The sequence below is a fragment of the Burkholderia ambifaria AMMD genome (genome assembly GCF_000203915.1).
Lineage (GTDB): Bacteria > Pseudomonadota > Gammaproteobacteria > Burkholderiales > Burkholderiaceae > Burkholderia > Burkholderia ambifaria.
This window is the reverse complement of record NC_008390.1, coordinates 464830-479915: the sequence shown is the minus strand read 5'-3', so window position 1 is coordinate 479915 and position 15086 is coordinate 464830. Positions and strand designations below refer to the sequence as shown.

Genomic DNA, 15086 nt, shown 5'->3' with positions numbered 1-15086 from the left:
GTAACAGGCTCGTCGGGTTTCGATCCGGCTATGCCAGCGGCATGCTGACTACTCGACGCTGTCGCATTGGATTGCGCGAACCGACGCGTGCTCGATACGGTTGCGCGGATGGTATTTCGACCAGACAAACTGACTGAAATAGCTTTCCGCCACCTCCGTCCATGTCCGGAGCCCGTCGTCTTCCTTCAGTACATGTCTGGCGTTGACCAGCAACCAGGAAATCACGGCCTGACTGTCGCGACACTTCGCGCATTCTCCTGACGTACAACAGCGCGCAAGCGAGGCAAAATCGGCGCGATACGCATTGAAGCTCGGTAGTGCGGGCCACCCTGATGCGAAACGATCCACGTTTTGCGGATGATCCTCACTGACGCTCGGACAACTCGCAGCATTGAATACTCCCCAAGCGGTCTCGCCCCGCATCAGGGCAGCCAGATAATAGGGATGGCTTGCAATGGTTTCAGGGTATTTCGCCTTCAAGTCGAGCAGCACGTCCAGCAACTGCTCCTCCCCCCGCCGCCGCAGCGGACCTTCAATGTCGTAGGGGCTGTAGTAATTGAACAGCAACCGATTCCCATTATCTCGAATCTTGCGCACCGTTTCCTCGATGTACGCAATACCGTCAATCGTCACTGCGTAGACAAAACCCGCACGCTCGTCGTCGCGATAGTTTGCCAATGCCTTGCCGAACAAGCCGGTGAAGCGCTTTCCGTTCGGGCCGATCGCACGCAATTCGTCGTCGAGTGGCCCACCGCCAAATACGGAAATCGCGATGGTGATGTCCTCGAAACCTTCATACGGGATTCTTCGAAGCCCGTTCGTCGATACGGATACCTTCGGCATGTGTTTCCGGAACATCCGTATCCGATCGAGATGCAATGCGGGCTCGCCGCCGATCAACAGCGGCGCATTGATCCCGCGCGCAGCCTCCTCCCTCACACGCTGCTCAAAGCGAAGCGCATCGTTCAACTCGTGTGATGCCGTATCGAATTCGTTCTCGAAAAACCAGCACCCTTTGCAACGAAGGTTGCATTGATTCGTGAGATGGTAAAGCGACGCACGCGTCTCCTTCGCCTCGTTTCTGACGGCCTTGAAGCGCGATTTCATTTCACTTGAATCATCCATCGTGGTCTCCTGATGAGAGGGTGAAAGCGACACGTGCTGTCAGCGCAGCAATCCCCTGGTGAGTTCCGGCCACAGCGACGAATGCTCGCGCCGGAACATGCCGACGTGCCCGATTGCTCGGCCGTCGGGGTTGTCGGGATGGATGAAGTGGACGTCGGACTTCGCTCTCGGCAGCAGGCGCAGCCAGTCTGCGATATTGGCTGGCGTGGCAAGGGGGTCGTCGGTTGCGGCCACAACGATGACGGGAGCGGTAAATTCGTCGTAGTAGTGGCGCGCCACCCCTGATCCGAATTCGTTTGCCACATATCCCGGCCGACTGCACCATCGGGCCCACTGAATTCCGACGCGCGGCGGCAGATCGTCACCCCAGCCGAGTGCTTTAGCCGGAACGTACCCGAGCAAACGAATGGAAAGCGGCACATACATATGCGCAAGCAGCAAGGCCGCGAAACGTTTTGGCCAGCGAATGTTGCCGACATAGCCGGAAGACGCGGAGATTGCGCACAACGAACGAACCGACGCATGATTCGGCATCAGGCCGACCAGTTGTGCGCCTGCGCTATGTCCGATCAAATGTGCGCCGCGCGCACCGGTTTCGCCAAGGAGCCAGTCGAGCGCCGCCGGCATGTCGAGTTGCCCCCAGTCCTGTTTCCGCGCACGGGAATCGCGGACGTGACCGGTATCGAGCGACGCGCCGATCCCTCGGTAATCGAATACGAACGTCGAATGACCGGCTTTGCTCAGCCAATCCGCGAACGGGAAGTAAAAAGACTGCCGGATTCCTGTCGCAGGGCAGATGAGCACGGGGGAACGATCGCCGTCGGCCGCCGGGAAATAGGTGCCGTTGAGCCGGAATCCGTCGTGGGCGGAGAAAGCGATGCTGACGCGAGTTGTCGAACGCCCAGTCATTGTTTCGACTTCGACACGGTCGACGAATGAAAAAGCGTATCGCTCGCGCAATTGGATATCAGGCCCTGCCCGATAATGCCGACCATCGACAAGGCGCCCCAAATTGATTCATTCATCGATTCACCTCGGTAATCGAAGCGATCAATGTAAGAGCAAGTCTTTGTCGATGAAATCAGACGAGTTCGATTATTACGCGCTAATTACGGCTTGCTTCTCGTCTCTCACAACGTGTCACACGTTACCTTCAGCCGCCGCATTGGATAAAAAAACGGCCCGACCGGAAAATTACCGATCGGGCCATGTTTCGCGACGCGGGCTTTCCGCCCGCCATCACTTCACTCCATCACATCGCCGACACGCGCCGCCCTTCACTGACCCGCGCATCACGCCCCCGCTTGTTCAGCCACGCGGCAAACAGCACGATCAACGCCAGCACGGCCGTCGCCCCCACTTCCATCCGGTGTTCCTCGCTGACGAACATCACGGTCAGCGTACCGCAAATGAACAGGATCACCGCCCACGTGAGCCACGGGAACAGCCACATCCGCAGCGGCAGGTCGGCGCCGCCCGATTCGAGCGTCTTGCGCATCCGCAGCTGCGAGATCGCGATCACGAGATACACGAGCAGCGCGATCGCGCCCGACGTCGCCAGCAGGAAGCCGAACACCTGTTCCGGCATCAGGTAGTTGGCGATCACGGTCAGGAAACCGAACGCCGTCGATGCGAGCACGGCCGCACGCGGCGTGCCGGTCGAATCGGTGCGGTGCAGGAACGCGGGCGCGTCCTTGCGCCGGGACAGCGAGAACAGCATCCGCGACGCGGTGTACAGCGCGGAATTCAGGCAACTCGCGACCGACACGAGCACGATCACGTCGATGATCGCCTTTGCGTTCGGCACGCCGATCAGCTCCATCGCACGCTGATACGAGCCGTGCTTCGGCAGCAGCGGATCGTTCCACGGCACGATCGCCGCGACGACGAGGATCGAGCCGAGATAGAACAGCGTGATCCGCCAGATCACCGAATTCGTCGCACGCACGATCTGGCGTTGCGGGTTATCCGATTCGGCGGCCGCGATCGTCACGATCTCGGTGCCGAGGAACGAGAACATCGTCGTCAGCATCGCCGCGAGCACCGCGCCGGCGCCATGCGGCATGAAGCCGTCATGCGCAAACAGGTTCGACACGCCCGACACGGCCGGCGCAGGCACGATGCCGACGATCGCCGCACCGCCGATGCACAGGAACACGACGATCGCGACGACCTTGATCAGCGCGAACCAGAATTCGAATTCGCCGTAGTTCTTGACCGAGAAGAGATTGGTGATCGTCAGCAGCAGCGTGATGCCGAGCGCGAAGATCCAGGTCGCGACGCCGGGGAACCACGCATTGAGAATGGTCGCGGCGGCCGTCGCCTCGATCGGGATCACGAGCACCCAGAACCACCAGTACAGCCAGCCGATGGTGAAGCCTGCCCAGTGGCCGATCGCGCGATCGGCATAGGTCGAGAACGAACCGCTGTCCGGATGCGCGACGGCCATCTCGCCGAGCATGCGCATCACCAGCACGACCAGCATGCCCGCGATCGCATACGCGAGGATCGAAGCCGGGCCGGCCTCGGCGATCGCGTGGCCGGAGCCGACGAACAAGCCCGCGCCGATGACGCCGGCAATCGACATCATCGTCACGTGACGCTGCTTCAGGCCCGTGCCGAGGCCTGTGTTGCTTCCACTCATATGTCTCTCTCCAAAAAACGATTCCGGTACGACCGGGGGTCTCGTGAAGGCGGCGCGGGGAGTTGTCGTTGTTGAACCCGGCAGCCCGCCGCGCGTGCGCGGCATGCGGGCAAGGAAGCCGGATCGAGCCTGTTTCGGTCGGTGCGCGACGCAGTCTGCGAAGCTGCGGGTGCGATGCGGCACGCGGGGATGCCGGCGCATCGCGTGCGCCCTTTCCGTCGGCTGTCGGTCAGCCGCCTTCGAAGCGAACGAGTGTAAGCATCAAACGGTTCTTCACTAAGAACCAATTGAAGAATTTCGATGGAACCACTTGTTGCATCGATGTGAATCGATGCAACGGTTGGTCCGGTTAGGCGTCCCTCGGCGCGCCCGCCGGGATCAGGCAATCGAAGGCGAGGCTGCCCCCCCGGCGTGGCGGCGGACCGATCCGCCGAAGAGCCCGTTTGCCGCGCACCGGCCCCGCGCCGGACGCTCAGTTCGCGCCGCCTGGCGCTTCGTCCCGCCATTTGGCCGGCACGATCGCCTGCCATTCTCGCAGAAGGAGATTTTTCACGGCGTCGGGATGCGCGGCCGACAGGCGCACCAGCACGATGGGCCAGCCCGCGTAGTGGTCGGTCACGTAATACACGTCGGGCTCCGATTCGATCAGCCACGCGCGCTCGTCGGGGCCGACGCCTTTCACGACGAGCGTGTCGCCGTCCTCGCGCAGGCGCGCGAGCATCTTGCCCTTCACCTTGAGTGCGGGCGTGCCGTACGACGTGCCCTCCTCGACACCGCGCCATGCCAGCGCGATCCGTCGAACTTCGTCGAATGTCACGATGCGCCTCCGTCCGTCGATGATCGACGCCCCGCACACCGTAGCGGAAATCGTGGATGACGCCTAGCCGCAAGCGCGTGGCCGCGCGGCCGGCCACGTGTGCCTAGCGGCCGGCCGCGCGCGCCATCAGCGGCGCGCGCCCAGTGGTGGCGACGATCGCGAACGCGATCGCATTGGCGGCCGCGCTGGCCAGGATCGGCACGAGATAACCGCCGCCCGCGTCATAGATGAAACCGGCCGCGGCGGGCCCGATCAGCGTGCCGAACGCAACGCTCGTGTACAGCACGCCTATGATCGCGCTCACGTTGCGGCCGCCGAAGTAGTCCATTACGACGGCGGGCAGCACGGCGACCCAGCCGCCGTAGAACACGCCGAACACGAGTGCGAACGCGGCGAGCGTCGCGACGCTCCCGGCACCGGCCCATGCAACGAGCGCGACGGCCATGCCCGCGAACATCGCGAGCAGCGACGCGCGGCGGCCGAAGCGATCGGCGAGGCCGCCGAGGAAGAACCGTCCTGCCGTGCTGCCGACGCCGATCGCGCCGAGCAGCAGCACGGCCGTCGACGGCGCGACGCCATGATCGAGCGCGTACGGCACGAGGTGCACGAACGGCACGAAGACGCCGAACGAGCACACGAGACACGCCGCGTAGAGGCTCGCGAACGGCCGCGACGCGACGGCCTCGCGCACGGTCGCACCGGCCGGCACCGCTGACGCGGCACCGGGCAGCGCATCGCCCGCTTGCTTACGCGCCACATCGCCGTCGGGCAGCAAGCCGCGCCCGCGCGGGTCGTTCTCGATCAGCAGCGACATGCCCGCGCCCACCACCACCGCGATCGCCGCCAACGTGACATACGCGCCTCGCCAGCCGACGTGCGCGATCAGCGCGGACGCGAGCGGCGGCATCACCAGCGTGCCGACGCCGATCCCTGCGACCGCGAGCCCCGACGCGAAGCCGCGCCGCCGCACGAACCAGCGTTGCACGGCACCGACGGCCGGCACATACGCGCAGCCGACGCCGAAGCCGACACCCAGCCCGTACGCGACATAGACCTGCAGCAGCGTATGCGCGGCACCGGCTGCGGCGAGACCGGCGGCCGTCAGCAACATGCCGGCGACGGCGAGCCGTCGGGAGCCGAAGCGATCGGCAAGCGGGCCGCTGACGATGCCGAAGCCGAAATAGAGGAAGCCGGCCAGCGAGAACACGAGCGAGATCTGCCCGCGCGACGCGGCGAAATCCCGCTGCAGCGATTCGACGAACGCGCTGAACGTGTACGCACTGCCGAAGCCGACGAACGTGACGGCGAACGCGGCCGCCACCACATACCAGCCGTAGAAGACGCGCGATGCGCGCGGGCCGCTCATGACGATGCTCCTCCCGGGTTCCGCCGGACGCCGCGCGGCGCCCGGATTGCCTGATGGATATAGTTGAACTATGTTGATCGCCTCGATCGCCGCAAGTCGGTCGCGGCGAATGCGATCCGATGCGACAACGGTACTCGCGCGTACTCATTGCCTCAAACGATATTTCATCGGCCTTTCGCTTTAGAAAAACTGAATGAACCGTTCCCGCCTGCCGCCCCTCAACGCGCTGCGTGCGTTCGAGGCGGCGGCCCGCCACCTGTCGGTGAAATCCGCGGCGCAAGAGCTGTCGGTCACGCCCGGCGCGGTGAGCCAGATGATCCGCACGCTCGAGCGCCACCTCGGCGTGCAGCTGTTCGAGCGCGTGAACCGCGGCATCCTGCTGACCGCCGCGGGCCGCGACTACCTGCCGCCCGTGCGCAACGCGTTCCGGCAGATCGCCGACGCGTCGCAGCGCGTGTCGGGGGCCGCCGACAGCGGCGTGCTGACGGTGAGCGTCACGCCGTTTTTCGCGTCCGCGTGGCTCGTGCCGCGCCTCGCGCAGTTCCGCGACGCGTGCCCGGACATCGACCTGCAGATCGTCACGAGCCATGCACTCGCCGATTTCTCGCGCGACGGCGTCGACGTCGCGATCCGCCACGGTCTCGGCCGTTACATCGGCTTGTGCAGCGAACGGCTGCTGACGGTGGAGATCGTCGCGCTGGCGGCACCGGCCCTCGTCGCGCGGCTGGGCATGCCGGCCACGCCCGCCGACCTGGCCGGATGGCCGCATCTGCACGACGCGGAGCGCAAGGGCTGGCACATCTGGTTCGACGCGCAGCGGATCGACGATTTCGGTCCGCCGCGCGGCCCCGCGTTCGACGATTCCGGCCTGTTGCTGCAGGCGATCCTCGCCGGCCAGGGCGCGGGCCTGCTGCCGGCGGCGATGGTGCGCACCGAGCTCGCGAGCGGCCGGCTCGTGCAGCTTGCCGACATCGCGTGGCTCGACGACTTCGCGTACTACCTCGTCTATCCGCCGCATCACGCGGAACGCACGAAAGTCGCAGCGTTCCGCCGCTGGATTCTCGCGGCCGCGCAAGCCGACGGCGCGGCATCGATGACCGGCGCGGCGTAGCGTCGTCGCACCTCGGCGCAGCGGCACCGATCTTCGGCCGATCGGCTAACATGCGGCCCGGGATCGACAGCAGATAACAACATCCGGAGAGAGACCATGCCTGCCCAGCTCCGCCGCGCGATGCGCATCGCGACCCTGTCCGCCGCGCTGTTCGCCGCGTGCGCCGCCGTGCCGCCTGCGGCGCACGCGTATCGCGCGCCACCCGGCTACGGCTACAGCAACGAAGCCGACCTCGACCGGCACGACACGTACCGCAATCGCGACGGCGACACCGTCCATGCGCCGGCCCATTCGAAATCGGGCCGCGTGCCCGAGGGCGCGAGCGCGCGCTGCCGCGACGGCACGTACAGCTTCAGCCGCCATCGGCGCGGCACCTGTTCGGGGCACGGCGGCGTCGCCGCGTGGCTGTGAACGCGGGTCGGCCGAATGGCCGGCGCGGTGCCAGCGGCAGCCGGCGGCGAAGTACAATACGCGCTCGCGCCGCCAACCCGCGGCGACACCGCCACGCCCCGCGCGGCACGCTCCGTACCGAATCACCCGACGCCACGCAGGCCCATGCGCCGCGAGGCAGTCTCAACCCATTCTGACTTTCACACCCAAATGGCCCAATACGTTTTCACGATGAACCGGGTCGGCAAGATCGTGCCGCCCAAGCGCCAGATCCTGAAGGACATCTCGCTGTCGTTCTTTCCCGGCGCCAAGATCGGCGTGCTCGGCCTGAATGGCTCGGGCAAATCGACGCTGATCCGCATCATGGCGGGCGTCGACAAGGACATCGAAGGCGAAGCGACGCCGATGCCGAACCTGAACATCGGCTACCTGCCGCAGGAACCGCAGCTCGACCCGACGAAGACGGTGCGCGAAGCCGTCGAGGAAGGCCTCGGCGACCTGTTCCAGGCGAACAAGAAGCTCGAGGAAATCTACGCCGCGTATGCGGAGCCGGACGCCGACTTCGACGCGCTCGCGGCCGAGCAGGCGAAATACGAAGCGATCCTCGCGTCGAGCGACGGCGGCAGCCCTGAGCAGCAGCTCGAAGTGGCCGCCGACGCACTGCGCCTGCCGGCGTGGGACGCGAAGATCGAGCACCTGTCGGGCGGCGAAAAGCGCCGCGTCGCGCTGTGCAAGCTGCTGCTCGAGAAGCCGGACATGCTGCTGCTCGACGAGCCGACCAACCACCTCGATGCCGAATCGGTCGACTGGCTCGAGCAGTTCCTGGTGCGCTTCCCGGGCACCGTCGTCGCCGTCACGCACGATCGCTACTTCCTCGACAACGCAGCCGAGTGGATTCTCGAACTCGACCGCGGCCACGGCATTCCGTGGAAGGGCAACTACAGCAGCTGGCTCGACCAGAAGGAAGAGCGCCTGAAGCAGGAAGAAGCATCGGAATCGGCGCGCCAGAAGGCGATCAAGAAGGAACTGGAGTGGGTGCGCCAGAACCCGAAGGGCCGCCAGGCGAAGTCGAAGGCGCGTATCGCGCGCTTCGAGGAGCTGAATAGCCAGGAATACCAGAAGCGCAACGAAACGCAGGAAATCTTCATCCCGGTCGGCGACCGCCTCGGCAATGAAGTGATCGAGTTCAAGAACGTCAGCAAGGCGTTCGGCGACCGCCTGCTGATCGACAACCTGAACCTGAAGATCCCCGCCGGCGCGATCGTCGGCATCATCGGCCCGAACGGCGCCGGCAAGTCGACGCTGTTCCGGATGCTGACCGGCAAGGAACAGCCGGATTCGGGCGAAGTCGTGATGGGCCCGACCGTGAAGCTCGCGTACGTCGACCAGAGCCGCGACGCGCTCGATGGCTCGAAGACGGTGTTCGAGGAAATCTCGGGCGGCGCCGACGTGCTGACGGTCGGCAAGTACGAAACGCCGTCGCGTGCGTACATCGGCCGCTTCAACTTCAAGGGCGGCGACCAGCAGAAGATCGTCGGCAACCTGTCCGGCGGCGAACGCGGCCGCCTGCACCTCGCGAAGACCCTGATCTGCGGCGGCAACGTGCTGCTGCTCGACGAACCGTCGAACGACCTCGACGTCGAAACGCTGCGCGCGCTGGAAGACGCGCTGCTCGAGTTCGCCGGCTCGGTGATGGTGATCTCGCACGATCGCTGGTTCCTCGACCGGATCGCGACGCACATCCTCGCGTTCGAAGGCGATTCGCAGGTCACGTTCTTCGACGGCAACTACCAGGAATACGAAGCCGACAAGCGTGCACGCCTCGGCGAAGAAGCCGCGAAGCCGAAGCGCCTGCGCTACAAGCCGATCAGCCGCTGAACGGCGCGGCCCGGGCACCCGGCACTGCGGCGACGCGGGGCCGGTGCCGAAAGCGGCCGCCGCCGGATCGGCAAAACGAAAAAGCGGGCCGCTGGCCCGCTTTTTTTGTCCGGCTGCGGTTCGGCCGCCTACGCGAGCGCGCCCAGTTCGCGCAGGCGCGCCTCGGTCGCGGCCGCGCTCGTGTGATGAATGCCATGCCAGCCGAGCGCCGTCGCGGCCGCCGCGTTGTTCGCGTTGTCGTCGATGAACACGAGCTCGTGCGGCGCGATGCCCGGCAGATGCGGATCGATTCGCGCATGCATTTCGCGATAGATCGCCGGATCGGGTTTCACGAGCTTCACGCGGCCCGACACGACGATGTCCTTGAAGCGCCGCAGCACCGGGAAGTTGTCCCATGCATACGGAAAGGTCTGCGCGGACCAGTTGGTCAACCCGAAGAGCGGCATCCCTTGCGCGTCGAGGCGGTCGACGAGCGCGGCGCCGTCGTCGAGCACGCCGCCGATCATCTCGTGCCAGCGTGCGTAGAACGCGCGGATCAGCGCCTCGTGCTCCGGAAACTTCGTGACGAGCTCGCTCGTTCCGTCGTCGATCGTCTGGCCGCCGTCCTGGCGGATCACCCAGTCCATCGCGCACACGTGCGTGAGGAACCAGCGACGCTCGGTTTCGTCCGGAATCAGTTGCCGGTACAGATATTCCGGGCTCCAGTCGATCAGCACGCCGCCGAAATCGAACACCACGGCCTTGATCGTCATGCGAACTCCGTTGCAAGCACGTCCGCGAGCGGACGCGGCCGCACCGCGTTACCCGACAGCGTATTGTTTTCCCACACGAAGTGATGATGCGCGACGATCTGCGCGGCCGACAGGTGCGTGCGCTCGTTCGTCGTGTGCAGATCGGAGACGACGGTCGTCCGGTAGCCGAGCAGTGCCGCGCGGCGGGCGGCCGAATCGACGCAGAACTCGGTCGCATAGCCGCAGATCAGCACCGAACGGACACCGTGGCTGTCGAGCTGCGCGGCGAGCGGCGTGTCGTGGAACGAATCGCTCACCTGCTTGCGGATGCGCCAGTCGGCGCCTCCGACGATCAAGTCCTCATGCAGTTCCCAGCCGGGCGTGCCGGGCACGATGTCGTCGTCCGCATCGCCGTCGTGCTGCACGAAGCACACGGGCGCGTTGGCCGCGCGCGCCGCTGCCGTCAGCCGGTTGATGCCCGTTACGACGTCGTCGAGCCGGTACGCGGGCCGCGCCCGCTGCACCAGCCCGCGCTGCATGTCGATCACGATCACTGCGGTGTCTGCCATCGGTTGCCCTCTCGGTCAAGGTCCGGCCGTCGTGCGGCCGGTATCGCGTATTGCGTCAGATCGGCTGCGTGCGCGCGTCGAGCCACGCCTTCGCGTCGCCGCTCACGTGCCGGCCGACACGCTCGCGGACGGTCGCGTGATACGCGTTCAGCCACGCGCGCTCTTCTTCATGCAGCATCTCGACGAGCACGCAGCGCGTGTCGATCGGGCACAACGTGAGCGTCTCGAACGCGAGGAAGTCGCCGAACTCGGTCTGCCCGCCCGCGCGGTTCACGACCAGGTTCTCGATCCGGATGCCCCATTTGCCGGGCCGATACACGCCCGGCTCGATCGACGTGATCATCCCTTCTTCCATCGCCGTGTGCGGCTCAGCCGGCGCGTAGTGCGAGATGACCTGCGGGCCCTCGTGCACGTTCAGGAAGTAGCCGACGCCGTGGCCGGTGCCGTGGCCGTAGTCGAGCCCGGCCGCCCACATCGGCGCGCGCGCGATCGCATCGAGCATCGGCGAGCGGATGCCGCGCGGAAAGCGTGCGCGCGACAGCGCCATCATCGACCTCAGCACGATCGTGAAATCGCGTCGCTGCAGGTCGCTGAGCGTGCCGACCGGCACGACGCGCGTGATGTCGGTGGTGCCGGTCGTGTACTGGCCGCCCGAATCGACGAGCAGCAGGCCGTCACCGGCGATCGTCGCGTGCGACTCGGGCGTTGCACGATAGTGCGGCATCGCGCCGTTCGCGTTGAAGCCGGCGATCGTGGCGAAGCTCGGCGACACGTAGCCGGGGCGCCGTGCGCGCGCGGCCGTTAGCTTCTCGTCGATCGTCAGCTCGGTGACGGTCTCGCGGTTCACCGCCTGCTCGAACCACGCGAAGAATTCGGCAAGCGCGGCGCCGTCGTGCTCCATCGTCACGCGCACGTGCTCGATCTCGGCGGATGTCTTGCGCGACTTCGCGAACGTCGACGGGTTCACCGCCTCGATCAGCTTCACGCCGGCCGGCACGGCCTCGAGCGTGCCGAACGTCACACGGCGCGGATCGATCAGCAGCGTCGCGCCGTCGGGCAGCGCCGCGAGCGACGCGTGCACTGCATCGTATGCGCGGACCTCGACACCGTCCCGCGCGAGCGACGCGGCCAGCGCCGGCGACACCTTGCCGTCGGCGACGAACAGCGTCGCGCGATCGGCACCGATCAGCGCGTGCGCGACGAACACGGGGTTGAAGTTGACGTCGGCGCCGCGCAGGTTGAACAGCCACGCGAGATCGTCGAGCGTCGACACGAAATGCCATTGCGCGCCCTGCGCGTGCATCGCGCGGCGCACTTCGGCGAGCTTGCTCGCGCGCGTCGTGTCGGCCTGCGGCGCGAGATGCTCGAACACCGCGTCACCCGGCAGCCCCGGGCGCTCCGGCCAGATCGCGTCGAGCAGGTCGAGGTCGGTGCGCAGCGCGATGCCGCGCGCGCTCAGCGCGGCCGTCAGCGCGCGTGCCGCCGTGACGCCGAGCACGGCGCCGTCGACGCCGACCGTCGCACCGGCCGGCACGTTCTGCGCGAGCCAGTCGACGTGGGGTGCGCTCTGCTGGCCGCCCGTCATCTTCATCAGCTGGACGCCCGTGCCGGCGAGTTCGGCCTCGGCCTGCACCCAGTAACGGCTGTCGACCCACAAGCCCGCGAAATCGGCGGTCACGACCAGCGTGCCGACCGAGCCCGTGAAACCGGACAGCCAGCGGCGCGCCTGCCAGCGCTCGGGCAGGTACTCGGACAGGTGCGGATCGGCGGACGGCACGAGATAGGCGGCCAGATCCTCGCGGACCATCGCGCCGCGCAGCAGCGCGAGGCGGGCCGGCACCGGCGAGACTTCGGGGAGACGGGCATTCATGATTTCACCTGAGCGCTTTCGCGACGTGCCGACAGGGCGACCGTCACGGCTACGGCGAGGAACGCGACGCCGGTGCAGACCGGCCATTCGAGCGTTTCGCCATCGTAAAACAGTCCAGAGAGGTTGCCGGCCATGCGCGCGGCGGCGGCCCCCGCGATGCCGACCAGCACCACGATCCACCATGCCGGCCGGCCCGTGCGCCGCATCGGATGCAGCCACCGGCCGAACAGCCCGACGGCCGCTCCCAGGACAAGGATTCCAAACCAGTTCATTCGACGCCTTCTATAAATTCAGATTCGTCCCATAGGCGTGAACGTTGCCAGCGGCTAGCATCGATTCATCCATCGAACCCGAGATCAGCCGGGCGCCGCGAACATTCGAGTGTAGGGGCCGACCCGACGTTATGGCAAGCGCGCACCGGCAGCCGTATTGAAGAAATCCTCATGCGAATCGCCCTGATCGAGCCGGAGGCACGTCATGCTGCGCTCCTGAACCGCCTGCTCTTCGCCGGCGGTCATGTGTGCCACGCGTTTCCGTCCAGCGCGGCATTCTTCGAGTGGCTCGCCACCGATACCTGCGACATGCTGATCACCGGCAACTGGGCCGGCGATCAGCCCGCGGAGGAAGTCATTCCGCGCGCGCAGGCGATCCTGCCCGGGCTGCCGGCCATCGCCGTGATGCAGTTGCCGCGCGAAAGCGAGGTCGTGTCGTGCCTGCACGCGGGCGCCGACGACTGCCTCGTGCGCCCCGTGAGCGGGCCCGAGCTGCTTGCACGGGTCAATGCGCTGAGTCGGCGCGCCGGCGTCCGGCGGCCGCCGAATCGCTCCCGCGAAATGTTCGGAGAATACGCATTCGATGCGACCCACAGCCTCGTGCGCTTCGGCGACGCGGTCGTCGCACTCACGCCGAAGGAGTTCCGCTTCGCGCAGCTGCTGTTCGCGAATCTGTCCCGGCCCGTGTCGCGCGCCCATATCCTCGAAACCGTCTGGGCCCGCCGGCGCGACATGAAGTCGCGCACGCTCGACACCCATGCGTCACGGCTGCGCAGCAAGCTGCAGCTGCTTCCGGAGCACGGCTACCGGCTTCTGCCGCTCTACGGCTACGGCTATCAGCTCGACCGCGTACCGATCGAGCCCCCAAATTCGAGGCCACGCCACGCTGATGCCCGGTATGCCGCGAGTGAGGAAATCGCCGAAACGCTATAATATGGGGCTAAACGATAGCCCGCGATATGCAACTCCTCACGATCGGAATCAACCACCACACTGCGCCTGTCGCTCTGCGCGAACGCGTGGCGTTTCCGCTCGAGCAAATCAAGCCGGCTCTCGTCACGTTCAAGAACGTGTTCCTCGGCCCGCACGCGCCCAATGCGCCGGAAGCGGCGATCCTCTCCACCTGCAACCGCACCGAACTCTATTGCGCGACCGACGATCGGGCCGCGCGCGAGGGAGCGATTCGCTGGTTGTCGGAGTACCACCGCATTTCGGTCGACGAACTCGCGCCGCACGTCTACGCGTTGCCGCAGTCGGAAGCGGTCCGGCACGCATTCCGCGTCGCGTCGGGCCTCGATTCGATGGTGCTCGGCGAAACGCAGATTCTGGGCCAGATGAAGGACGCGGTGCGCACCGCGACGGAAGCCGGCGCACTCGGCACCTATCTGAACCAGCTGTTCCAGCGCACGTTCGCCGTCGCGAAGGAAGTGCGCGGCACGACCGAGATCGGCGCGCAGTCGGTGTCGATGGCCGCCGCCGCGGTGCGTCTCGCGCAGCGCATCTTCGAAACGGTGTCGGATCAGCGCGTGCTGTTCATCGGCGCCGGCGAAATGATCGAGCTGTGCGCGACCCACTTCGCCGCGCAAAGCCCGCGCGAGCTCGTGATCGCGAACCGCACGGCCGAACGCGGCCAGCGGCTCGCCGAACGCTTCAACGGCCGCGCGATGCCGCTGTCGGACCTGCCCACGCGGATGCACGAGTTCGACATCATCGTGTCGTGCACCGCGTCGACGCTGCCGATCATCGGCCTCGGCGCGGTCGAGCGCGCGGTGAAGGCGCGCCGCCACCGGCCGATCTTCATGGTCGACCTCGCGGTGCCGCGCGACATCGAGCCGGAAGTCGGCAAGCTGAAGGACGTATTCCTCTACACCGTCGACGATCTCGGCGCGATCGTGCGCGAAGGCAACGCATCGCGTCAGGCCGCGGTCGCGCAGGCCGAGACGATCATCGAGACGCGGGTCCAGAATTTCATGCAATGGCTCGACACGCGCAGCGTCGTGCCGGTGATTCGTCACATGCATACGCAGGCCGACGCGCTGCGCCGCGCGGAAGTCGAGAAAGCGCAGAAGCTGCTCGCACGCGGCGACGATCCGGCCGCCGTCCTCGAAGCGCTGTCGCAGGCGCTCACCAACAAGCTGATCCACGGCCCGACGAGCGCGCTCAACCGCGTGAACGGCGCCGATCGCGATTCGCTGATCGACCTGATGCGCGGCTTCTACCAGCACGCGCCGCGCTCGAACGACCAGTCCGGCCACTAGCGCCGCCCGGTTGCCCTGCCGCCGGCCGCGAGCCGGCCTATCCTTTCCGAATACC

The 15086-nt window shown here is 66.4% G+C and carries 14 protein-coding genes; 5 read left to right on the top strand and 9 right to left on the bottom strand.

Annotation, left to right across the window (positions count from 1 at the left end; genetic code table 11):
* Positions 1-48 precede the first annotated feature (48 nt).
* The 5 genes from BAMB_RS02170 to BAMB_RS02150 all read right to left on the bottom strand — a co-directional run bounded on the left by BAMB_RS02170 (position 49) and on the right by BAMB_RS02150 (position 5952).
* Positions 49-1125, bottom strand: a complete 1077-nt coding sequence (locus BAMB_RS02170; RefSeq protein WP_011655863.1) for a radical SAM protein — start codon at positions 1123-1125, stop codon at positions 49-51.
* A gap of 39 nt (positions 1126-1164) precedes the next feature.
* Positions 1165-2085, bottom strand: a complete 921-nt coding sequence (locus BAMB_RS02165; RefSeq protein WP_227739461.1) for an alpha/beta hydrolase family protein — start codon at positions 2083-2085, stop codon at positions 1165-1167.
* A gap of 292 nt (positions 2086-2377) precedes the next feature.
* Complete coding sequence (gabP, locus tag BAMB_RS02160; RefSeq protein ID WP_011655861.1) at positions 2378-3769, bottom strand: GABA permease; 1392 nt, start codon at positions 3767-3769, stop codon at positions 2378-2380.
* A gap of 472 nt (positions 3770-4241) precedes the next feature.
* Positions 4242-4586, bottom strand: coding sequence for an MmcQ/YjbR family DNA-binding protein (locus BAMB_RS02155; RefSeq protein ID WP_011655860.1), 345 nt, complete (start codon positions 4584-4586; stop codon positions 4242-4244).
* Between the two features lie 103 nt (positions 4587-4689).
* A complete protein-coding gene (locus tag BAMB_RS02150) occupies positions 4690-5952 on the bottom strand; it encodes an MFS transporter (protein ID WP_011655859.1) in 1263 nt (420 codons plus the stop codon).
* A 193-nt stretch (positions 5953-6145) separates the two neighbouring features.
* Here BAMB_RS02150 and gcvA point away from each other — a divergent pair, with 193 nt between their 5' ends.
* The 3 genes from gcvA to ettA all read left to right on the top strand — a co-directional run bounded on the left by gcvA (position 6146) and on the right by ettA (position 9331).
* Positions 6146-7063, top strand: coding sequence for a transcriptional regulator GcvA (gene gcvA / locus BAMB_RS02145; protein WP_011655858.1), 918 nt, complete (start codon positions 6146-6148; stop codon positions 7061-7063).
* Between the two features lie 96 nt (positions 7064-7159).
* The gene (locus tag BAMB_RS02140; RefSeq protein ID WP_011655857.1) at positions 7160-7474 is read left to right on the top strand and encodes a DUF3761 domain-containing protein; all 315 of its coding nucleotides are present in this window, start codon (positions 7160-7162) and stop codon (positions 7472-7474) included.
* A gap of 189 nt (positions 7475-7663) precedes the next feature.
* Positions 7664-9331, top strand: a complete 1668-nt coding sequence (ettA, locus tag BAMB_RS02135; protein WP_011655856.1) for an energy-dependent translational throttle protein EttA — start codon at positions 7664-7666, stop codon at positions 9329-9331.
* Positions 9332-9459: 128 nt separating this feature from the next.
* On the opposite strand, the gene BAMB_RS02130 is transcribed toward ettA, so the two are convergent.
* From BAMB_RS02130 to BAMB_RS02115, 4 genes are read right to left on the bottom strand one after another with little or no spacing between them, the layout of a single operon-like run.
* Positions 9460-10083 (bottom strand): HAD family hydrolase, encoded by a 624-nt coding sequence (locus BAMB_RS02130; protein ID WP_011655855.1) that lies wholly within the window; start codon positions 10081-10083, stop codon positions 9460-9462.
* A complete protein-coding gene (locus BAMB_RS02125) occupies positions 10080-10631 on the bottom strand; it encodes a cysteine hydrolase family protein (protein ID WP_011655854.1) in 552 nt (183 codons plus the stop codon). The genes BAMB_RS02130 and BAMB_RS02125 overlap by 4 nt, the downstream gene beginning before the upstream one ends.
* A gap of 55 nt (positions 10632-10686) precedes the next feature.
* Positions 10687-12501, bottom strand: coding sequence for an aminopeptidase P family protein (locus tag BAMB_RS02120; protein WP_011655853.1), 1815 nt, complete (start codon positions 12499-12501; stop codon positions 10687-10689).
* Positions 12498-12773 carry a hypothetical protein gene (locus BAMB_RS02115; protein ID WP_006755625.1) on the bottom strand — a complete coding sequence of 92 codons (276 nt, stop codon included), beginning with the start codon at positions 12771-12773 and terminating at the stop codon, positions 12498-12500. The genes BAMB_RS02120 and BAMB_RS02115 overlap by 4 nt, the downstream gene beginning before the upstream one ends.
* Before the next feature lie 171 nt (positions 12774-12944).
* On the opposite strand from BAMB_RS02115, the gene BAMB_RS02110 reads away from it, so the two are divergent.
* Both BAMB_RS02110 and hemA read left to right on the top strand, forming a co-directional pair.
* Positions 12945-13706 carry a response regulator transcription factor gene (locus tag BAMB_RS02110; protein WP_011655852.1) on the top strand — a complete coding sequence of 254 codons (762 nt, stop codon included), beginning with the start codon at positions 12945-12947 and terminating at the stop codon, positions 13704-13706.
* Between the two features lie 26 nt (positions 13707-13732).
* The gene (hemA, locus tag BAMB_RS02105) at positions 13733-15031 is read left to right on the top strand and encodes a glutamyl-tRNA reductase (RefSeq protein WP_011655851.1); all 1299 of its coding nucleotides are present in this window, start codon (positions 13733-13735) and stop codon (positions 15029-15031) included.
* Positions 15032-15086: the final 55 nt, after the last annotated feature.